The sequence below is a fragment of the Priestia megaterium NBRC 15308 = ATCC 14581 genome (genome assembly GCF_000832985.1).
Lineage (GTDB): Bacteria > Bacillota > Bacilli > Bacillales > Bacillaceae_H > Priestia > Priestia megaterium.
The window spans coordinates 98902-119322 of sequence record NZ_CP009920.1; the positions used below are offsets into that span (position 1 = coordinate 98902).

At 37.3% G+C, this 20421-nt stretch carries 23 protein-coding genes; 3 read left to right on the plus strand and 20 right to left on the minus strand.

Going from position 1 to position 20421, the window contains the following annotated elements; translation table 11 throughout:
* Positions 1 to 43: 43 nt before the first annotated feature.
* From BG04_RS01005 to BG04_RS01025, 5 genes are all read right to left on the minus strand, one after another.
* The gene (locus BG04_RS01005) at positions 44 to 982 is read right to left on the minus strand and encodes a siderophore ABC transporter substrate-binding protein (RefSeq protein WP_370511587.1); all 939 of its coding nucleotides are present in this window, start codon (positions 980 to 982) and stop codon (positions 44 to 46) included.
* Between the two features lie 41 nt (positions 983 to 1023).
* A complete protein-coding gene (locus BG04_RS01010) occupies positions 1024 to 1782 on the minus strand; it encodes an iron ABC transporter ATP-binding protein (RefSeq protein WP_013057889.1) in 759 nt (252 codons plus the stop codon).
* Positions 1776 to 2723, minus strand: coding sequence for an iron chelate uptake ABC transporter family permease subunit (locus BG04_RS01015; protein WP_016764832.1), 948 nt, complete (start codon positions 2721 to 2723; stop codon positions 1776 to 1778). Before BG04_RS01015 ends, BG04_RS01010 begins: the two co-directional genes overlap by 7 nt.
* A complete protein-coding gene (locus BG04_RS01020) occupies positions 2716 to 3666 on the minus strand; it encodes an ABC transporter permease (protein WP_013057891.1) in 951 nt (316 codons plus the stop codon). Before BG04_RS01020 ends, BG04_RS01015 begins: the two co-directional genes overlap by 8 nt.
* Before the next feature lie 398 nt (positions 3667 to 4064).
* Entirely contained in the window at positions 4065 to 4871 is an 807-nt protein-coding gene (locus tag BG04_RS01025; protein ID WP_034650589.1) for a cell wall hydrolase, read from the minus strand.
* Positions 4872 to 5233: 362 nt separating this feature from the next.
* Here BG04_RS01025 and BG04_RS01030 point away from each other — a divergent pair, with 362 nt between their 5' ends.
* Positions 5234 to 5488: a hypothetical protein gene (locus BG04_RS01030; RefSeq protein ID WP_013057893.1), complete on the plus strand. Its 255-nt coding sequence runs from the start codon at positions 5234 to 5236 to the stop codon at positions 5486 to 5488.
* An 81-nt stretch (positions 5489 to 5569) separates the two neighbouring features.
* On the opposite strand, the gene BG04_RS30805 is transcribed toward BG04_RS01030, so the two are convergent.
* The 12 genes from BG04_RS30805 to BG04_RS01085 form a co-directional block, all read right to left on the minus strand.
* Positions 5570 to 5734, minus strand: coding sequence for a hypothetical protein (locus BG04_RS30805; RefSeq protein WP_013057894.1), 165 nt, complete (start codon positions 5732 to 5734; stop codon positions 5570 to 5572).
* 317 nt (positions 5735 to 6051) lie between these two features.
* Entirely contained in the window at positions 6052 to 6396 is a 345-nt protein-coding gene (locus BG04_RS01035) for a hypothetical protein (protein WP_034650586.1), read from the minus strand.
* Between the two features lie 42 nt (positions 6397 to 6438).
* The gene (locus BG04_RS01040; RefSeq protein ID WP_016764835.1) at positions 6439 to 7470 is read right to left on the minus strand and encodes a zinc-binding dehydrogenase; all 1032 of its coding nucleotides are present in this window, start codon (positions 7468 to 7470) and stop codon (positions 6439 to 6441) included.
* A 5-nt stretch (positions 7471 to 7475) separates the two neighbouring features.
* The gene (locus BG04_RS01045) at positions 7476 to 8522 is read right to left on the minus strand and encodes a galactitol-1-phosphate 5-dehydrogenase (protein WP_016764836.1); all 1047 of its coding nucleotides are present in this window, start codon (positions 8520 to 8522) and stop codon (positions 7476 to 7478) included.
* Between the two features lie 26 nt (positions 8523 to 8548).
* Entirely contained in the window at positions 8549 to 9820 is a 1272-nt protein-coding gene (locus tag BG04_RS01050) for a PTS galactitol transporter subunit IIC (protein ID WP_013057898.1), read from the minus strand.
* Positions 9821 to 9875: 55 nt separating this feature from the next.
* Complete coding sequence (locus BG04_RS01055; protein WP_013057899.1) at positions 9876 to 10160, minus strand: PTS sugar transporter subunit IIB; 285 nt, start codon at positions 10158 to 10160, stop codon at positions 9876 to 9878.
* 42 nt (positions 10161 to 10202) lie between these two features.
* Entirely contained in the window at positions 10203 to 10499 is a 297-nt protein-coding gene (locus BG04_RS01060) for a PTS sugar transporter subunit IIB (protein WP_034650583.1), read from the minus strand.
* Between the two features lies 1 nt (position 10500).
* Positions 10501 to 10986: a PTS sugar transporter subunit IIA gene (locus BG04_RS01065; protein ID WP_016764838.1), complete on the minus strand. Its 486-nt coding sequence runs from the start codon at positions 10984 to 10986 to the stop codon at positions 10501 to 10503.
* A gap of 36 nt (positions 10987 to 11022) precedes the next feature.
* The gene (locus BG04_RS01070; RefSeq protein WP_034650580.1) at positions 11023 to 13065 is read right to left on the minus strand and encodes a BglG family transcription antiterminator; all 2043 of its coding nucleotides are present in this window, start codon (positions 13063 to 13065) and stop codon (positions 11023 to 11025) included.
* A 238-nt stretch (positions 13066 to 13303) separates the two neighbouring features.
* A complete protein-coding gene (locus tag BG04_RS01075; RefSeq protein ID WP_034650577.1) occupies positions 13304 to 13867 on the minus strand; it encodes an NAD(P)H-dependent oxidoreductase in 564 nt (187 codons plus the stop codon).
* 292 nt (positions 13868 to 14159) lie between these two features.
* The gene (gene lepB, locus BG04_RS01080) at positions 14160 to 14720 is read right to left on the minus strand and encodes a signal peptidase I (RefSeq protein WP_016764841.1); all 561 of its coding nucleotides are present in this window, start codon (positions 14718 to 14720) and stop codon (positions 14160 to 14162) included.
* An 83-nt stretch (positions 14721 to 14803) separates the two neighbouring features.
* Positions 14804 to 15166, minus strand: a complete 363-nt coding sequence (locus BG04_RS01085; protein WP_034650574.1) for a nuclear transport factor 2 family protein — start codon at positions 15164 to 15166, stop codon at positions 14804 to 14806.
* 397 nt (positions 15167 to 15563) lie between these two features.
* Between BG04_RS01085 and BG04_RS01090 the strand changes: the two genes are divergently transcribed.
* Positions 15564 to 16220, plus strand: a complete 657-nt coding sequence (locus tag BG04_RS01090) for a DUF975 family protein (RefSeq protein WP_034650573.1) — start codon at positions 15564 to 15566, stop codon at positions 16218 to 16220.
* A 115-nt stretch (positions 16221 to 16335) separates the two neighbouring features.
* Entirely contained in the window at positions 16336 to 16749 is a 414-nt protein-coding gene (locus tag BG04_RS01095) for a DUF1259 domain-containing protein (protein ID WP_013083952.1), read from the plus strand.
* 185 nt (positions 16750 to 16934) lie between these two features.
* On the opposite strand, the gene BG04_RS01100 is transcribed toward BG04_RS01095, so the two are convergent.
* The 3 genes from BG04_RS01100 to BG04_RS01110 form a co-directional block, all read right to left on the minus strand.
* Positions 16935 to 18833 carry an endonuclease MutS2 gene (locus tag BG04_RS01100; RefSeq protein WP_034650570.1) on the minus strand — a complete coding sequence of 633 codons (1899 nt, stop codon included), beginning with the start codon at positions 18831 to 18833 and terminating at the stop codon, positions 16935 to 16937.
* Between the two features lie 452 nt (positions 18834 to 19285).
* The gene (locus BG04_RS01105; RefSeq protein ID WP_016764847.1) at positions 19286 to 19615 is read right to left on the minus strand and encodes an AzlD domain-containing protein; all 330 of its coding nucleotides are present in this window, start codon (positions 19613 to 19615) and stop codon (positions 19286 to 19288) included.
* On the minus strand, positions 19612 to 20337 hold the full coding sequence (locus BG04_RS01110) for an AzlC family ABC transporter permease (RefSeq protein ID WP_034650567.1): 726 nt from the start codon (positions 20335 to 20337) through the stop codon (positions 19612 to 19614). The genes BG04_RS01105 and BG04_RS01110 overlap by 4 nt, the downstream gene beginning before the upstream one ends.
* Between the last annotated feature and the right edge of the window lie 84 nt (positions 20338 to 20421).

The window sequence follows — 20421 nt, forward strand, 5'->3', positions numbered from 1 at the left end:
ACTTTCAATTAAAATACTTTTGTTCCAGTTTCTCTTTTCTCTATTACTTCTCTATCCCTGCTTTGATTTCTTTAATCATGCCAGCCATTGACTCAAGGCCTCCTCCAGATAAATACCAAAGGCCTGGATCAAGATACACAACGTGATTGTTTTTCACCGCGTTGATTTCTTTTACATACTCATTTTCAACAATTTGTTTAGCAGATGATTTTTCACCAATCGCTGCACCGCGGTCAACGACGAATAAGTAGTCTGGATTTTGCTTAACTAAATATTCGTATGAAATGCTTTGGCCATGCTTAGCCGATGGATCTAGGCTGTCGTCTGTAGCTTTAATACCGAATACGTCGTGGATTAATCCGTATTTAGAACCTGGACCAAACGCTGTCATTTTGCTGTCATTTGCCATCATTACAAGCGCTTTTTTATCTAGTTTGTCCGCTTGTTTTTTCAAATCTGCAATTTGCTTATCAATTGCTGCTAGCTCTTTTTTTGCTTGATCTTCTTTATCAAAAATTTGTCCTAGTACTTTTGTATTTTCTTTAAATGACTTCATATAGTGCTGGGTGTCCGTATCGATATAGATCGTCGGCGCAATTTTTGAAAATTCATCGAATGAATCTGCTTGGCGGCCTTGAATAATAATTAAGTCTGGCTTTAACTCTGCAATTTTTTCGAAATCAGGTTCTTTTAAGCCACCTACATTCGCATACTTATCATCTTGATACTTTGATAAATACTCAGGAATCGCTTGTTTTGGCAAGCCCGCTACTTCAACCCCTAGTTTATCTAGTGTATCAAGTGCACCCATGCTGAATACTACAACTTTTTTAGGGTTTTTCTTAATTTTAATTCCGTCTTTATTGAACTGATCGGTTACTGTTACCGTCTCTTTTTGCTTACTTTCTCCACCTGTTGTTTCTTTTGCTCCTTGATTACCGCAAGCAGCTACAACAATCGCAGTTAAGACTGCTACAAACATTACTAACACTTTTTTCACTTTCGTCACCTCATGAATAAATTTTATGAAAAATACACGCAAATACGCTGTCCGCCAACCGTTTCGATTGGAATATCCATATCGTATATATCCTTTAATACAGACGTTTGAATGATGGTTTCTGTTGGGCCTTCACGGATCACTTCACCGTTTTTAAGTGCCACAATATAATCCGAATAAACAGACGCAAAATTAATATCGTGAATGACAATTACAATCGTTTTGCCTAAGTCTTCTACGAGACGTTTCAACAGCTTCATAATTTCAACAGAATGCTTCATATCTAAGTTATTGAGCGGTTCATCTAAGAAAATATACTCCGTGTCCTGTGCGATGACCATGGCAATAAAAGCTCGCTGACACTGTCCCCCGCTCAGTTCATCCAAGTATTTATCTTGAATACTTTCAAGCTTCATATAACTTAGTGCCTGATCAACCGCTTGTTCATCGCTTTTGGTTAACCGGCCTTTTGAATAAGGAAACCGCCCAAAATTGACGAGTTCACGTACGCTAAGCCTGATATTCAGCTGATTAGACTGTTTTAAAATACTCATTTTTTTGGCTAAATCTGAGCTGTCAATATTCTCTATATTTTTTCCTTCTATAGATATTGACCCTGAGTCAGCTTTAATGAGACGGCTCATAATTGAAAGCAGCGTACTTTTTCCCGCTCCGTTTGGACCGATAAATGACGTGATTTTCCCTTTTGGAATCACGACGGATGTTTTTTCTAAAACGGTTTTTTCTCCGTATGTTTTACTGACATTTGTTACTTCTACCATGATTTATTCTCCTTTAGCAGCAAATAAATAAAGTAAATTCCGCCGGCAAAGTCAATGATGACGCTCAGCGTGGTGCTGAAGGTGAACACTTTTTCAACGATAAATTCTCCTCCGACGAGGGCTATAACACTAAGCAGCAGTGATCCCATCATTAAATAGGTGTGCTTGTACGTTTTGAACAGCTCTCTCGCAAGGTTCACAACAAGCAGTCCAAGAAAGGTGATCGGCCCAACTAATGCTGTAGCCACTGAGACAAAAATGGCGATCACAATCAGCATTTTTTTGACGAGCCCGTCATAATCAATACCTAAATTTACCGCATGTTCTCTTCCGAGCGACAGTACATCAAAAATGGATGTAAAGCGCCACACGTAAATGCCAAGCAGGATAAATATGACGGCTGCTATGTATAGCAAATCGGTATTAACATTGTTAAAGCTTGCAAATGATTTATCTTGTACAACTTGAAATTCATTCGGGTCAATCAGCATTTCCATAAATGAAGACATGCTTTTAAATAACGTGCCGAACACAATTCCAACCAGTAAAATAAAGAAAATATTCTTACCGGCTTTTTTGAACATCAGTATGTAAAGCAAGACCGAAAAGATAATCATCAGCGAAACGCAAAGAAGAAAGTTAAGATTTTTGTTCATGATGACAATATTCGTCGAGCCAAAGATGTACACAATAAACGTTTGCAGAAATAAATACAGTGAATCCAGTCCTAGAATACTAGGAGTTAGAATTCGATTATTAGTAATTGTTTGAAAGATAACGGATGAAAACGCAATGGCTCCTCCGGTTAAAACAATCGCAGCGACTTTTTCAATTCTTCGCGGTAGCGTGTACTGCCAGTAGCCTAAATCGTAGCTGATAAACAGCGCCACTGATAAAATGGCCAGCGCGGCGAGAATGATGATTTTATGTTTGTTATGCATAACGACCTCTCCTTATCAGCATAAAAAGAAAGATCGCACTTCCTATTACACCGACCATTAGCCCAATAGAGATTTCATAAGGGAAAATAATGACTCTGCCTAAAATATCGCACGCCAGTACGAACACAGCTCCAAGCAGCGCTGTATGAGGCAGGCTTTTTCGCAAATGATCTCCACGGTAAATCGATACGATATTTGGAATGATTAATCCTAAAAAAGGCAGCATGCCAACGGTCAAAATCGTAATCGACGTAATAAGCGACACAATGACTAATCCAATGTTTACAATTTGTTTGTATTTCACGCCTAAATTGATTGAAAAGCTTTCTCCCATACCAGCAACCGTGAACTTATCTGCGTAAAGATAAGCAATTATTAAGAGAGGTATACTCAGGTATAAAAGTTCATATCTCCCTTTGACTACTAGCGAAAAGTCGCCTTGCAGCCATGAAGAAAGGTTTTGAATCAAATCGTATTTGTAGGCGATGAAGGTAGCTAAGGAACTTACGATACTGCCGAGCATTAAACCGACTAGCGGAATATAAATCGTATCGTTAAATTTAATTCTGTCTAGTATTCTCATAAACAATAGATTGCCCGCCAGTGAGAAAATGAAAGCAATGCTCATTTTTAATAGAGGACTTGCTGAAGCAAATACTAGTAGAGAAATCAACACACCAAGTCTTGCCCAGTCCATCGTTCCTGCCGTTGTTGGAGATACAAACTTATTTCGCGTAATTTGCTGCATAATTAATCCGCAAATACTAAGGCTCATTCCCGCCATAATAATGCTCAAAAGCCTAGGAAAACGACTAAAAAACAGCGTTTGGCTTTCTTCTTTTGTTAAATGAAACAGATCCATCGCTGACAGATCTTGTACTCCTACAAAAAGAGACAAAATCGATAGTACAGCAAACACAAGAATTAACTGATAAAACTTCAACTTTCCTTACTCCTTTCTTTCATCTATAAGTCTAGTTATCTCCTCCTTTATCATATGTAAATGATTATCATTATCAATTGACTTTCTTTATCATATCATTATTCTCTAAATAATCAATGGTTTTCTTAAAATTTAAGCAAAAAAATACCTTAACAGATGGATCTGTTAAGGTATTTTAAGGTTTAATTAGACTTAAAAATAGCTATTTCTCTCTTCATACATAAGAGATTGAAACAACTACATACATGAAATCTACATTCACCATAACAAAAAAATCCGAACCATTAATAACTATTAATGGTTTGGATTTAACTTTAAGCAAAATACTTCTGTGGCAACCTTTTTGTATCAACTTTACATATATATGAAATATATGTTTATATTTGAAAGAAATCTACTTATTTTGCAAATACATGGTTTCCGATAACTGCCGTTACTTGCTGCGTTGCAACCCATTGGCTTTCAGCGATTTTGGGATTATAGAAAAACAGCGCATCGTTTTCATGCGGGTTTGATATTGCTTCGCTTACCGCTCGTTTTGATTCTTCTGATGCAGGCTGATTAATTGCGCCGTTTGCTACTGGTGAAAATTGATATACGCCGTTTCCTAGCTGCTGATAAATAACGTCGTGAATGTTATTTGGGAATTCCGGTGAAGCTACACGGTTTAATACCACAATTGCTACCGCTACTTTTCCTTGGTACGGCTCACCTTTTGCTTCTGCCTCTACTAATCTTGCTAGTAAATCTTGATCTTGTGCAGAAACCGATGTAGACGGAGCAGTTTGTGCCGGCGCCGGTGCTTCTCCTTGAAGTTTTAACGTTTGTCCGATGGTAATGATATCACTTTGTAAACCGTTAACAGCTTTTAACTGATCCACAGTCATGCCGTTTTGTGTTGCAATATGATATAACGTTTCGCCTTGTGCTACTGTATGTACAGATGTTGCCGGACTAGCGGCAGGTTGTGCTTGTCCCTGGTCAGGAATCGTTAATGTTTCTCCAACGTAAATCATGTCGTTTTGGCGGTTATTAGCACCTTTCAGCTCATCTACCGTAACCCCACTTTGTTGGCCAAGCCCCCACAAGGTATCTCCTTTTACGACTTTGTGCGAAGCTGCTGCTGATGCTGTTCCTTGACTTGCTAGAAATGCTACAGACGCTGCAGAAGCAACTGCCCATTTTTTTACACGTTTTTTACTCACAAAAACTACCTCCTAAAATTTGAACCTGTTATTACCTTAGCACATAGATTCGCCTTTTCATTAAAAAAAACAGTAACATTTGTTCTAATTGGATTAAGTTTCTTACAGTGCCATTCATTATGTTACAACTTTTACATGACCCTTAAAGAATATGTAGAAATATGACGATTTCATTGCGAAACAAGCTTTTTATCTGTTTACTTACATTCCTCTTTCTGTAAAAAACTTGATTTAATTATGATTAATCGCAGAGATAAAAAGGAAAACAGCAGTCAAATAGAGAAATAGTGTAACTATTGAGGAATGATTCAGCGCTTCTTTGTCAATTTACGTTTGTTTATTAATAAAGGAGGTCTATTTGGATGTGTGCAAATAAAATGTATGTGACGTATAACACGGAGAAACCGGCTATTACAATTCAAGGAGCTTTTTATCATACGGGAGGAACGCAGGAAGAGTTTTTGAGGGAATTCAAGTACTGGCTTGAATCTCACGGCTGGTCATTTATGGGCGTAACAAATGAAACAACGATGACAACGGCGAATAAAGAGTTAAAAGAAACAATGGAACAGCATAAAATAGAAGGCAAAAAAGTTCAAAGACTAGAAGATTTATAACGATTGCTTCTATGACCCTTCACACATGTCCAAACGCCAATATGTAAAAAAGCCTTTAGATGAGCTAAAGGCTTTTTTACATTAACGAGAAAGTGCGACCACCTTCTGATTTTCTACTCTCTCTTCAACAGGCTTTCTCATTTCTTTTTCCGTCCATACGCCAATGCGTTTTTGTCTTTTTCCAAGAGGCTGTTTTTCACATGCATAGCAAATTTCTGAAATATCATCAAAATGAGCTAACGACATCTTTATCCCTCCTTTTCTAAATATACACAGGCAAGTTAGTATGCTTCTTCCCTTATTTTCTAAAGCTAAACTGCTTCTTCTTATATTTAAACAATTTATAAACAAACGGAATAAATAATTTCTACTTCATTATCATTTAGATTGTTTTATTTAGATATAGACGGGTAAACAAAAACTATCCCACCTCACACCCTGAAGTTTGAAACTGTCACGTAAAAAAGCTGCTTTCTATACATTACATGTATAGAAAGCAGCTTTTTTATATAGCTAGAAAAAATGCATTGATGCATCAGCTATAAAAACAGGCAACCGGCCCTTTATTTTCTAGCAGTTCGTTTTTTGTAGCAGTGAATAGTATGCATAGATTCGTTAAAATCTTTCATTAGACGATAAGGCTTGCTCACTAACCTTATTGGAATTCCAGTTAAAAATCTATTCATATCTTTTTTATATTCTTTTGACACTCGGTTAGGTTTCGTAGAGACGCGCTTGTAGACCTCTTTATAGAACTCTTTCAAAACATCAACTTTAAATACCATTGTACGCTTACATTCTTGACACTCTACGCGTACAATTTTGCCGTTAATATAATAAACGTGGTGAGGAAGCTCTTCTTTGCAACTGTTACAATATAAACCTGCTTCCATTTGGGTATCTTTCACACTTCCTCCCTCCCTGATTTACATTATTTATATAGTTCGTTTCTACGATTGAATAAGCACTTTTATTTCATTACCTGATAGAACGGCTTCGAATCCTTGACGCCAATAATCAAGAGGTACAATTTTAGTGATCATTTTATCTGTATTAATTTTCTTTTCTTCAAGGAGTTTCAAAGCAATATGCCAAGAACTTGGTTTCTGAGAACGGGTTCCAATATATGTAATTTCTCTTTGGATGATAGATTCTTGATCTAAAAGGTTTAATTTTTCGGAGAAAATCCCTACTTGTACAAACGTTCCTTTTTTCTTAACCAGAGGCAACCCTTGGTTTAACGCCTGGACAGCACCTGAACACTCAAATAACTTGTCAACACCGTATCCCTTTGTATAAGTCAGCACAATTTCTTCTAAGCTTTCTTTTTGGATATCTACAGTTACGTCGATTCCTAAAGACTTAGCTAACTCTAAACGCTTCTGATCTTTTGTTATACCTGCTAATATAACAAACGCTCCTTGTGCTTTTACGACTTGTGCTTGCAGTAAACCAATGGGACCTGGACCAAAAATTAATACTTTATCTTCTTTTTTAACAACTGTTTTTTCTAAAGCTGCATGAACGCAGCAAGCTAGAGGCTCAGTTAAAGCAGCTGCTTTTAGGTCGACTGCATCTGGCAGCACATGGACACTTTCCTCACGTGAAATAACATATTCAGCAAAGCTGCCGTTTATTTGTGTACCTATTCCTTTTCGATGAGCGCACAGATTATAGTCTTTTTCTAAGCAATAATCACACTCTCCGCACGTCACAAATGTTGTTTCACTCGTTACTTTATCGCCAACTTTTATTTTTGTTACATCTTCCCCTACTTCAACGACTATACCGGAAAACTCATGCCCAAGCACAACCGGCGTCTGGGAATTTTTATATTGACCTGTAAACGTGTGAATATCCGTACCGCATATTCCGGTATACGCTACTTTAATCTTCACTTGGTTTTTCTGAACTTCTAATTCAGGGATTGTTTTTAACAGCATCTTATCGTAGCCTGGCTCTACCTTCATGACTGCCTTCATTTTTTTCACTCCTTATTTGGAATTATTAACACTTTTCCATAAGCTTCTTCTCGATTAATAATCATATTAAATGCCTTTTGCGTGTCTTCTAACTTGAATCGATGAGAAATTAATTCTTTTAATCTAATCTTTCCATTTAAAATAAAGTCAACGCTTGTTTTCCACTCTTTCCCGGGAAACGGTGCAGAATAAGAGTTCCAGGAACCTTGCAACGTAAGCTCTTTTCTAAAAATACTCTCAAATGCTGCTTCAGATAAACAAACATCTGAATAAGCAATACCTAAATATCCAACCTTCCCTTTTTTACGAGTAACGAGCAGGCACTGCTCTTGAGTGAGAGGGGAACCTGCACATTCGAGCGCAAGATCCACTCCTCTTCCTTTTGTATATTCATTAATTTTTTCAAGGACATTTTCGTAACGGGCATGAATCACTTTTTCACAACCCATGGCCTTCGCTTCTGCAAGCTTTTCACTAGAAATGTCGATGGCGATGATTTCTTTTACACCCGCAATTTTCAACCATTGAATCGTCAGCATGCCAATGACTCCTGCTCCAAAGACCGCTGCGGTGTCTCCTATTTGCGGATGAATATTAAGTACTCCATGAAGCGCTACTGCTAAAGGTTCTATCATCGCTGCTTCTTCAAAGTCCATCTCTCCTACTTGTATAACATTAGAAGCTGGAATATTGACATACTGAGCAAATCCGCCAAATGCTTGAGCACCAATCATTCCATAGTTTTCGCATAACGAATACTGTCCTTTTTGGCAATATTCACATGCGCTGCACGGTTTAAATGGAATAGCAGCTACTCTGTCCCCAACGTTCAAATCTGTTACTTTTGCCCCTATTTCGACGATATATCCAGCAAATTCATGACCCATAATGGCAGGCAGCGGATACTTCCATCTGCTTGTCATTTTGTGTGTATCCGATCCGCATATTCCTGCTGCCATTACTTTTATTTTGACTTCATTCGCTCGGCAGGAATCAATGCTAATATCTTGATAAATAATTTCATTTTTTTCATGCAGCACGGCCGCTTTCATTGCCTTACCTCCTGTTTGTGTCTATTTTAAAAAATAGAAGCCCACAGCTGAGAGAACTTAAGAATAAGCCAGTTAAATAAGTTTCCTCCCATGTCTAAACTTGAAATTTGTGTTGCACCTTCCGGCATAGAAAACTGGGCTCCTGATAACATTTGCGTATGCACATCTGCGAAATTCGTTGCCATATAAAGTGATAGCGCTACCATAACGGTGCCCGAAATAAGAGAGTGTATAATATTTCCTCTTAATGAGCCCACAACAAAAGCTACATAGAAAGGAATGGTAGCCAAATCCCCAAAAGGCAACACTTTATTCCCAGGCAGAATGACAGCTAAAAGTAATGTAATGGGGACAAGTAACAATGCTGTAGCCATAACGGATGGATGTCCTACTGCAAGAGCGGCATCTAATCCAATATATATTTCACGATCACCATATCGTTTTTGAAGAAAAGAACGAGCTGCTTCAGAAATTGGAATAAGTCCTTCCATTAAGATTTTAACCATTCTAGGCATCAAAAGCATAACCGCTCCCATTGAAATACCTACTTGAAAAACTTTACCAAGATCATAGCCTGCTAATATACCAATTACACACCCTAAGATTAACCCCATCATCATTGGTTCACCGAAAATACCAAAACGTTTTTGAATAGATTCGGGATCTGCATTCAACCTTTTAATCCCTGGAATCCTTGATACACCCATACCTACCAAAATACCAATTGGTCCAAACGCAGCTGTAGAGCCTGTAGGAAGAGAAATTCCTTCTAACCCGTAAAATTTTTGAACCATTGGCGCCGTCTTATCTGCTACAAATAAAACAGCAATTTCATACAGAACGGTACACAATATTGCAAACCACCAGCTTCCTGTGACAACGTATCCTGTTGCACCAGCAGCGATAAAGTGCCAGTAGTTCCAAATATCAATATCAAGCGTCTTAGTCAGTTTTAATAAAAGCAAAATAATATTTACAAACAAGCAAACAGGAATTAGTATAGCTGCAACGGGAGATGCCCAAGATATTGCAGCGGCAGAAGGCCATCCTGTATCAATAACAGTTAGGTTTAGACCAAATCGTTCAACCATTGCTTGTGCTGCTGGTCCTAAGTTTTTTACAAGTAAATCAATAACTAAGTTGATCCCGACAAAACCGATTCCTATTGTAATTCCGGATTTAAACGCTTTTTTTGCACCTGTTTTAAATAACAGGCCTAAGATAAAAATGGCAATTGGTAAAATAACTGTAGGTCCTAGATTTAATACTGCTTGCACACCTGATAGAAGTTTATCCATATCCATCCCTCATTTTTCTTTTGTCATTTTCTAAAATGGAGGCAACGCGTGATACCTATGCCTGTAAATGCGTCAGAATTTTTTGGTCCAGTGCTTCCATGCCAATTCCCGTGATATAGGAGGTTGCGCTTAATGCCGGGATGCTGTACGTTGTGGGTAAAATCGTTGTTGATACAATTAAATCCGCTCCTTCTTGGCGAGAAGCTACTTCCGCAATTTTACACTGCACAACTTCCGCGTTAATGCCGTTGTCTTTTAATAGATTTTCCACTCGTTCACACACCACTGTTGATGTTGCAATTCCTGCTCCGCACGCTACTAATACCGTATATTTTTTCATTCTAATCATCTCCCGATTTATTATTTTTAATTTTCTGACTAATCAATTTGCAACTGGTTTATTTAAGGCATCTATTATTTTTTGGTCCACTGCTTCCATGCCAATCCCTGTGAGATAGGAGGTTGCGCTTAATGCCGGGATGCTGTACGTTGTGGGTAAAATCGTTGTCGATACAATTAAATCTGCTCCTTCTTGGCGAGAAGCTACTTCGGCAATTTTACACTGCACAACTTCCGCGTTAATGCCGTTGTCTTTTAATAGATTTTCCACTCGTTCACACACCACTGTTGATGTTGCAATTCCCGCTCCGCACGCTACTAATACCGTATACTTTTTCATTTTACTTCTCCCCTTTTGTACTAATTTTTTCAACTCCATTAAAAATAGCTTGAACATTCCTTTGATTTTCAGCCTGTAATAATTGCTCTATTTTTTGCTGATCTTGAATTGTTTGCATCAGCTCCTGAAGTACTGTTAACTGGGTGTGAGGCTGGTTTAAACCTAATAGAAGCACAATGCGCACATCCACTTTTTTTGTATTATCATCCATTAAATAAAATGATACAGGTTTTTGTAAGGTAACCACACTAATAAATTGTTCAAAAACGTGCTCTGGATCTGTATGAGGAATTGCTACACTGTAATCGCCTATTTGGAGGCCTGTCGGAAAAGATGCTTCTCTTTCTTTGATTTTTGCTAGAAAGTTTTCACTGACATACCCTTTGCCAAATGCCTCTTTGTACACCATTTCAAAGATATCGGCTTGGTCTTTACATACACTATTTAACTTCAGTAACTCTTCTTTTAAAAAAGGCTGTAATGTCACGATTGTATCCTCCTTGCTATACATTCTGTACCATGATTAGATAGAGTGCGTTTTAATTATTTCATAGATTTTGTATTTTTCATTTAGCTGTTTCATCTCATTTATTACCCCGTTCATTTCCGCTAACTTCATCAGCTGCAGCATAGCGTTTAAATGTTTCTTTTTATCAATAGCTGCGATAACAACAATAAAATGAACTTTTTGCTCTCCGCATAATAAGCCTTCTTTTAACTTAAGTAAGCTCATGCCTACTGCTTGAACACCGTCCTCAGGGCTTGCGTGAGGTATGGCAACATTAAGTCTTAGTACAATATGTGGAGACATAGACGGATATTGTTCCTGCATTTTATCAATATAAGCTTCAGTAATAACACCTTTATGTAAAAGCGGGGCAGCGGCTATTGAAATAGCTTCCTTCCAGCTTTCCACTTGATCGCGCAGCACAATTGTTTCGGGTGTAATTAAATCTGCTAAACTGTATTCTTGATTTTCACTTGTTTCGTTTAATATTTGGAGAGAAAAATAGTCTTGCAATGCTTTTTGAAGTTGAGACTTCTGCTCAACTTTTGCGTATTTTTCAATGACACTTATTAACTGTTCAATGTTTACTACGGATGTATTTAAACCGAATATGGTTTGAATGACTCGCTGCCGAAGCTGCAGCTTTTGAAAATCGGAAATAAATTGTTCCACAATAAATAAATGCTTAGAAGTCTGAACAGTAACAGGAGAAAATACCATATCAAATTCTGCTTTTGATTGCTCAAATTCTCGAATTGAAAGAGCTTCGTAGAAATAAAACTCTGGAAATAGATCACGCAGCGTGTGCTCCATCAAATGTGAAATGGATACCCCGTTAGGACAAACAACAACCGCTCGCTTTTTCAGCTGTATCGTTTCGCCACTGTTAATTAAATGTCCGCCAATAAAAACGGTAATAAACATCACTTCGCTTTCAGGAATAGAGCAGCCAATATAAGTTTCAAAAGGCTTTAATGAGTCCTTTACAATGTAGTGAATGGCTTCGAACTCTTCACTAACTTTTTCAATTATTGAATAGTTAGTAGTTAGCTGATATTTAATGCGGTAGTAAGCTGGTTTCATATGCAGCACTAATTTTTGAAGCAGCTTCTCTTTTTCTTTAAAAGTAATACATGCTTTTTTCTCAAATAACGCAAGGCTGTTTTTTAATGAAGATTTTAATTCAAGAGTTTCTTCCTCTCTTAAAAATTGGGAGGATAGAACGTTAGAAGTAAGCAATTGTAATGTAATAAATAAACGTTCTTCCTTTGGGATACAAGCAGCATCTTCAATTAAAATTTCGGCAGCTTCAAACTCTTTTGTATCCGATAGTTCTTCATAGTCGATATGATAAGAATCTTTAATTAAGTTTCCTTTTTTAATTCGTTTTAACAAAATGGCTATTGTATATGGAAGAAGTTTTATTTTTTGATCGATAAATTGAAGTGCTAAACGCTTTTCTACTTTTTCCATTTGCTCTTTTAATCTCTGAATTTCTTCTCTTGAAATTCCTGTATATGCCTGAATATACGTCTCGCCTTGATACATGTCATATACGGTCCGCAGTACTTCAATAAGCAGCTTCCTTTTATTCCACTCACTTCCTACGATGTCGTATCCATGCATTCGCGAATAAATAATTTCAAGATGATAACCATTTACAATTTTCTGTGTATATTTCATATCTCTTAATACTGTATTCTTACTCACTGATAGCGAGCTGGAGAAATGAAGTAAAGATAATTCTTCTTCGCTGCCTAATAGCATAAGCAAAACCAATTGAGCTCTTTCTTTTTCAGACGGAATATAACTTCCAGCAGAGTGTTCGACTTTTTCAGCAAACAGTTCCATTAGAAGAGGATCAATAATAAATTTCCCCCCGTTCGTTCGCTGAATTTTTGGGTAGTTATTACTCTTTAACCAGTCATTAATTTTTGTAAAGCTGTAGCTAATCTGCCTCCGTGAAAGATGATACTTTCTCTCTAATTCTGCATTGGAAATACCTGGATTACTAACCACTCGTTTTAAAATTAAATTGCTCCTTTCATCTAGATGCATCAATTGCTCCCCCCTTGCTTAAATTTATTCTATCACTGATCTCCACCAAAATGTTTACGCTTTCATTACCACTTCTGGTCGAATTATTGTGCAACTTGATGGTTAACTCTTCCTTACCATTGTAGACATTTCGCTAGTGATTAGATAGAAAAAGAAAAACTGTTTTTGACTACGATTTTTACGTCACAGTGAATAAAAAAACCTGACTGTTTAGTCAGGTTTTTTGTAGTATCGGTTTTTATTGATGCTCTCCTATTCCAAATACTTCTGCTACGTGATTTTTTAATTTATGCTTGTAGTGATCAATGTTTGGATGTTTAACTACATCATGAATAGAGTAAGTTGGAAGTGGACTCATACCGACGTACTGATTCATTTTATGCAAATGCATAATGGCTTCGTCTAAACTTTTTCCTTCATAGAAAGCTTCGTCATTGTCGAAAATAGCTTCCGGTGCATTCCATGTGAGAGAAAACATGTATTTTTTCCCTGTTAATAAGCCCCCTCGCCCGTATTGATTTGAACCTTTAAAGAAAATGTTATCCATATACACGCGATCAATATATTGCTTAAACTTTCCGGGAATGCTGAACCAGTAAATAGGCGTCTGCATAATCACAACATCAGCCCATAGCCACTTTTCAATTTCTTCTTCTACTTCGTAGCCTTTATCAACCACCGTTGTTTTAATGTCAAATTGATCAGTGAGTAAATGCTGTATTTCGTTAAAAATCGTCTGATTTAACTCTCCTTTTGACTTTTTATAATACTCGTGTCCATTAATGATTAATACGTTTTTCATGCTGACCTGCTCCTTTCCAAAATCCTTGCTTCTTTATCTTCATATATCTGTATACCCATAAAAACTACTTACCTATCAGTACTACCTCTTACTTTGAAGTAACATAGGTACCTAGAAGTCCCTTTTTAAACACCCTTATAATTTCCTAAACAAAGAAAAAAACAAAGTCTAATTTACTAATTCTTTAGAAGATGTTTAACTCTCACAAAGCAAATCGTTTTTTTAAAATCAGTTCTTTTCACCCAACAAAAAAAGACTGACGAATTAAATTTCGTCAGTCTTTCTGTCTTTTTTATTTCGGTTCGCCTACTTCATTTAACGGATAGTAGCGAAACTGCACTTTTCCGATAACTGATTTTTGTGGAATGAAGCCAAATGCTCGTCCATCATGACTTACAGGACGGTTGTCTCCCATGACAAACAGTGAATTTTTCGGTACCTTCACTTTGCCATCAGTTGCAGGCAGCGTTTGAAGCGTAAAATCTTCCGTGAATTTCTCATCAGGTGCAAGAGATTTTTTAGATTCTTTTAAATACGGCTCTTTATAAGCTTTGCCGTTAATGTACAGAACGTCGTTTTTCATTTCTACCGTATCTCCTGGCAGGCCAATTACACGTTTAATATAATTTTCATCTGCATCCGGTGCATGAAATACAATCATATCAAAGCGATCAACATCACTGATTTTATTTAAAATGACGCGGTTTGAATCTTCAAACGTTGGATACATCGATTCACCGTGAACCGTAGTTGGCGCAAATAAAAAATGGCGAACTCCCACTACAATAACCAATGCAATAACAATGGACTTAATCCATGAAAATACTTCTTTTTTTACGTTATTTTTGCTCATTTTAAAACATCCCTTACGTCAAAATATACTTTCATCATAGCATCAAATAGAGGGAAAGTATAATAATAACCGAATAATCTTATTTATTGATCGCCGTTGCTCACCGTGCCTTGATGGAAAAACAAACGCCACTTTTCTTCTCTTTTTCGCCAAATAGAACTGCGAAGCGTCTTTTTTTCTGCCGTATGATTCATAAGATGATAAGTAGTTAATACGCAGTCAGGAGACAATACGTCTATATGAAAATGAGAGATTTCGAATACATCTGGCGAAAGTACATGATTGTTATTGTAATCTTTTCGTTTCCATACCCTGCCCGAGCTGCCAAACTCCACGTAATCATCTGCAAGAATATTTAAAAGCTCTTTAGCAGAGGTGCGTATCTCAGATTTTAAGTGACTGCATTCTAAATTATAAAATGTTTGAGTGAGATTCTCTTTTTCCACTTTCACAGTCTCCTCTCATTCTTTCTTACATTCATTATAAAGGAATACTGCCGTTTTCACTTAAGACTTGTTGCATCATTTTGATCATTTCAAACATAGAAATCCCTCCTATCTCAGAAAGTCTGTCTCTGTCCATGAGGGTTTTACTTCATACTAAAATAAAGCATCGCACACAGTGCTTTTGCACCTCCTCTTTCTTCAAAAGTAGTTGAAAAGCAGATTGTACCTATTTAGCGATTTCTATCTGTCTAGTAAAAATTTTTCGCAAGAGGTTTGCTTTTCATCTCAGAACCTATTGACTATTATTTTCATTTCATACAAAATTAACAATTGTGCATGGTTTACATGTTAATACAAGCAAAAAGATACTGTTTTGCAACATTAAAGGAGGAACAACATGAACATCGGTACGATTAAAAGAGAAGCTAAAGCTTCTTTAAAGACTCGCTGGGGACTTGCGATTTTACTGACGGTGGTAACGTACGGAGTATATACGCTTCTGCCTATTCCATTTGAAATTGTGGCAAGCGGCGGCTATGACAATTGGCTGAAAGATGAATCTGATTCGGCCTCATGGATTTCAACTGCCTTTGCTATTGTCTTTTCGCCTCTTCTCATGGCGAACTACTGGGCATTTTTAAGTTTGGCGCGAGGTGAATCTGTCCGGTTGGGACATTTGTTTAAAACATTCCAAGACTTCGGGCTTTATGTAAAGTCACTAGGAATTTATGTACTTATGACTCTTTATGTGATGCTGTGGTCACTGCTTTTACTGATTCCTGGAATTATCAAAGCACTGGCATATTCACAAACGTACTATATTTGTAAAGACAATCCTGCTTACTCTATGAATCAGGCGATTACAGAAAGCCGCAGGTTGATGAATGGTTATAAAGGACAGTACTTCCTGCTGCTGCTAAGCTTTCTGGGCTGGTTTTTATTAAGTATCATTACACTAGGAATCGGCTTTTTATGGTCTATTCCATACCTTTCTGCTTCACTTGCCCGTTTTTATGAAAATTTGTTAAATGAACGCTCATCGCATGCTGAATAATAAAAAAATCCTCTTCATCGTGAAGGGGATTTTTTTATAAGAACACTGTTTGCATAAGTGAAGCTCTGATGTCATAAAGCTTACTAAGAGTTATAGAAGAAAGGCAGGAGCTTATATGTATACTACAAGTGAAATTTGTCAGCAGTTTGGCCAGATTTTAAACGCTAAAAGCAAAGTTAGTCCAACAGGATGCTCAGTGTCTCTTAAAAGAAGCTTTCAAGCTCATGTTCAAGGGCGGAAAAGCAGCTCTGTCGTTCCTGTTGGTGTATCATTTGAAGCGATAGACGCACAGGGAAACGCGTTAAACTTGGCTGAGATTGCTATTTTACAAGAAGAAATCCCCCGTTTTACAGAAGCTGCTGCGCGGCAAGGTCTTATCGTAAGCGCTTTGCATAACCATTGGCTTTTTACAGAACCGGTCCTTATGTATCTTCATATTCAATCTGTAGAGCCTCCTTTACATTTTGCAAAAAAAATGGCTTTTTGTTTTACAATGCTCAAGAGTCTTCCCGTTCCGACAAACGAATAGTTTATTAAACGCGTCTCTCAGGTACATTAGAGAGATGAGAGATGTTTTTTATACCTATAGACTACTAATATAGCTAAAGGAAACCTCCTTACCTTTTAAGTCATTAACAAAAGGGCGCTATGTATTTTTGAGAAGCTGCATAAAAACGAAACCCAGCATTTTCTTATAAGTGCTGGGTTTCTGCTTTATCTATTTTCGCGTATATCTTTTTCAATTTTCCGCAATGCTTTTTTTGATCCTCGCTGCAGATCATGCTGCTCTTTTCGGTCTTTATAGCTAATAAATAACGAATCGAGATTATAGCCTTCGGGATATAATTCAGCAGCTTTGATTTCAAGGGCTACTCGCTTAACGTTTACTTCAATTAACTCATTCTGATAGAGTACGACTATATTGTTTGTGTTGTCTTTAGACTTATACACAATCGCATGATTTTCATAATCTAACAGCTTGACTCGATCTCCCATTTGGTATTCAACAAGGTCTTTTTTCTTTTCCTTCAAAACAGTTGGTTTTTTTATTTTATTTTCTCTGACAACTTCTGTATCATACGATTTGCTTTCCATATAGAACTTTGCTTTTTGTAAAATCTCTTCTTCTACCTTCATTTTCTTTGAAATCCAAAGCGCATTGCTTTCACCAGATGTGCCAATTAACAGCTGATACAGCGGTTCTAATGTTTTACTGTTGAACTGCATCGCGGCATTCATAAAGTCAGGATGAATTTCTGAGAAACGCTTAATTTCTCCGTAATGCGTAGTCGCGACCGTTATGCAGCCCATATGATAAAACTTTTCTAAAATCGCAATCGCAAGTGCAGCTCCTTCATTCGGTTCGGTGCCACTGCCAATTTCATCGAATAGGAGCAGCGTATTGTTCGTTGCTTTTTGCAAAATAGCCGATATATTTTTCATGTGTGAGGAAAAGGTGCTCAGCGCATTTTCAATACTTTGGTTGTCGCCGATATCGACAAAAATATGTTCAAACAATGCAATTTCTGTTCCTTCATCAGCTGTAATATGAAAGCCTAACATTGTAGCGAGTGTCAGTAGCCCAATCGTTTTTAAGACAACGGTTTTTCCTCCTGCGTTAGGTCCGGTAATAATTAAGCTTCGATAATTCTCGCCAATTTCGAAGTGAAGCGGAACAATTTTATCAGTTAACAGCGGGTGATATGCACCTTTTAAATGAATATATCCATAATCATTAATTTTAGGTTCGTTTCCATCAGCCTGTTTACTGTATTTTGCTTTGGCAAACACCATGTCGTATTGGCTAATTAGCTCTAAATTAATATGAATATCAGCTAGCTTCTCTAACACTAAACCTGTTAAAGACGCTAAAATTTGATATTCTTCTACCTCTTCTTCTGCTTTCAAAATCGCTAGTTCCGCATTCAGCTTTGTAATAGATGCCGGCTCTATGAACACTGTTGACCCTTTAGAAGATGTCTCAACAATCGTTCCTCCAACATGGTTTTTATAGGATGCCTTGATCGGAATCGTATAGCGGTCTCCTTTTTTACTGATGAAGAAGTCTTGAATATACTCTTTGTTTTTACCGTTTCGTAAAAATTTCGCAAGCTGTTCTGAAATCTTAGCTTCCGTTCCTTCTATATGTCTTCTGATACGCTTGAGCTCTTTGCTTGCCGCAGCGTCTACTTTTCCGGCTTTGATCGCAAAATTAATTTCCTCTTCTATACCTGTCAGTTCTTTCATCGAATGGGCATAGGAACTTAAGAGCGAAGCAAAAAATTCTTTATCCACCATATATTGTTTTACTTTTCTGCAGCCTTTTAAAAAATCGGATACGCGCATTAGCTCTTCGGGCTCTAAAATCATGCCTTTTTCAAGCTTTTCGATAACTCTTCCTATACCTGAGACACCTGATAGCGGAAGTGATTTCTCAGCATCTAGAAGTCTTCGTGCTTCCGTTGTTTCTTTAAGTCGGTTTTTTACTGTTTTAAGAGATGTGCTCGGCTGAAGTTTATCCATTAATTGTTTTCCCAGCTCACTTATGCAGTGAGATTTTACGATTTCTTTTAATTCCTGATACTGCAATTTTTCAAATGTCATCGTATTCATGGTTTTTCTCCTCACTATGATTTGTCATCACATATGAAGATACCTATTCATTAGAAGGCAATAAAAAAGGTAAATAAAAAAAGCTGTGGTGATCCCACAGCTTTTTGCGTTCATAAGGTGTCTAAACACATATCACAAAAGAAAGCTCTGTAAAAACAGACGCCTCTTTCGCGACAAATGCCGAACCCTTTATAAAGCATTGTAGGTATCTTCATAGGCAGTGAAATAAATCCATAAGCAAATAAAGGGTACCTTCATTCTCCAAAAAATACCCGTCTTGCTTATTTAATTTATTTCATTCAATTGTTCCTATTTAGATACTACTCCGCTCATAAAAGCACCTCATCTATATTTTAGTTTTCATTGGCTTCTAATTTACACTCTTATCATACTATATGAAAAAGCGTGCGTAAAGGAGACAATAAAAAAGCTCAAGAGCATAACTTGAGCTTTCATGACAAAAGAAAAAAACGAAGCAGCGCCATCATTCCAACTCCGCTAATAACGGTGATGGATAAGCTTTTGGTTTTCAGCGCAATCAGTAAGGTTGGAATGACTACGATAATGACGGGCCAGTTAATCTTTACGCTGTCATTTGCTTGAATGATAAAGTTTTCTACAACCAGTGCGGTTAAAATACAAATAGGAATATAGGATAGCCATTTTAATACGGGTTCTGGCAGCGCGATGTTACGCACAACTAAAAACGGAACAATGCGGGGAACTACGGTAACAAGGGCACATCCTAAAATAACGATGAGTGTTGGGTAGTGGATGCTCATTTATCCGTCACCACCCCGATTGTCGCTACAATAATCGTTGAAATCAATACAGCCACATGTGAAGGTACGAAAAAAGACAGCACAATCATAATAATCGCCATATAAAGAATCAAACGTAAGTAATGATTAAGCTTTGAAGGTAACACGCTTTCGATTTGTAAAACAAGCAGAGCTAAAAACATAGCTGTTAAGGCAAAATCAAACCCAAAGGCTTCCGGGTTTGATAGCATATGGCCAAAAATAGCTCCTGCCGTACAGGCGATAATCCAGCTGACGTAAGCCGTTATATTTAATCCGTTCATCCAGCGGTCATTAATTGGCTCACCTTTTGCAATTTTACTTGAAGACACCCCGAATGATTCATCCGTTAGAAGGGCTCCGATTCCAACGTTTTTTAATAACGAATATTTTGTAAATTCAGGCGCGACCGTAGCGCTCAAAAGAAAGTGTCGTAAGTTTACAATAAATGTTGTGAGAATAATAGCTGAAATCGAACTGTTTGCAACCATCAGTGCACAAATAATAAACTGTGCTGCCCCTGCATACACGAGCGCTGATAATAAAGCAACTTCCATAACGGAAAGATGCGAGGATACTCCAACGATCCCAGCCGCAAGCCCTATACTTATGTAACCGAGTAGCGTAGGGATACAATCCTTAGCCCCTTGTCTGAACGTTAAGTCCACTTTTTCTCTTTGCTGTACTGCTTTTTCTGCAATCACCGTACTCCCTCCTTTTCTGCTATATTATACATCTATACGTTATATTAAACAACGGTATGTTATACTATCTTTATAATAATTAAA

Excerpts from the sequence above, each read along its gene's own strand:
- BG04_RS01050 (WP_013057898.1), bottom strand. The coding sequence starts at position 9,820 with ATGGATAAACTTCTATCAGGTGTGCAAGCAGTATTAAATCTAGGACCT.
- BG04_RS01095 (WP_013083952.1), top strand. The coding sequence starts at position 16,336 with ATGTATACTACAAGTGAAATTTGTCAGCAGTTTGGCCAGATTTTAAAC.
- BG04_RS01015 (WP_016764832.1), bottom strand. The coding sequence starts at position 2,723 with ATGCATAACAAACATAAAATCATCATTCTCGCCGCGCTGGCCATTTTA.
- BG04_RS01055 (WP_013057899.1), bottom strand. The coding sequence starts at position 10,160 with ATGAAAAAATATACGGTATTAGTAGCGTGCGGAGCAGGAATTGCAACA.
- BG04_RS01070 (WP_034650580.1), bottom strand. The coding sequence starts at position 13,065 with ATGCATCTAGATGAAAGGAGCAATTTAATTTTAAAACGAGTGGTTAGT.
- BG04_RS01010 (WP_013057889.1), bottom strand. The coding sequence starts at position 1,782 with ATGGTAGAAGTAACAAATGTCAGTAAAACATACGGAGAAAAAACCGTT.
- BG04_RS01105 (WP_016764847.1), bottom strand. The coding sequence starts at position 19,615 with ATGAGCATCCACTACCCAACACTCATCGTTATTTTAGGATGTGCCCTT.
- BG04_RS01090 (WP_034650573.1), top strand. The coding sequence starts at position 15,564 with ATGAACATCGGTACGATTAAAAGAGAAGCTAAAGCTTCTTTAAAGACT.
- BG04_RS01040 (WP_016764835.1), bottom strand. The coding sequence starts at position 7,470 with ATGAAGGCAGTCATGAAGGTAGAGCCAGGCTACGATAAGATGCTGTTA.
- BG04_RS01060 (WP_034650583.1), bottom strand. The coding sequence starts at position 10,499 with ATGAAAAAGTATACGGTATTAGTAGCGTGCGGAGCGGGAATTGCAACA.
- BG04_RS01030 (WP_013057893.1), top strand. The coding sequence starts at position 5,234 with ATGTGTGCAAATAAAATGTATGTGACGTATAACACGGAGAAACCGGCT.
- BG04_RS01100 (WP_034650570.1), bottom strand. The coding sequence starts at position 18,833 with ATGAATACGATGACATTTGAAAAATTGCAGTATCAGGAATTAAAAGAA.
- BG04_RS01045 (WP_016764836.1), bottom strand. The coding sequence starts at position 8,522 with ATGAAAGCGGCCGTGCTGCATGAAAAAAATGAAATTATTTATCAAGAT.
- BG04_RS01075 (WP_034650577.1), bottom strand. The coding sequence starts at position 13,867 with ATGAAAAACGTATTAATCATTAATGGACACGAGTATTATAAAAAGTCA.
- BG04_RS01005 (WP_370511587.1), bottom strand. The coding sequence starts at position 982 with ATGTTTGTAGCAGTCTTAACTGCGATTGTTGTAGCTGCTTGCGGTAAT.
- lepB (WP_016764841.1), bottom strand. The coding sequence starts at position 14,720 with ATGAGCAAAAATAACGTAAAAAAAGAAGTATTTTCATGGATTAAGTCC.
- BG04_RS30805 (WP_013057894.1), bottom strand. The coding sequence starts at position 5,734 with ATGTCGTTAGCTCATTTTGATGATATTTCAGAAATTTGCTATGCATGT.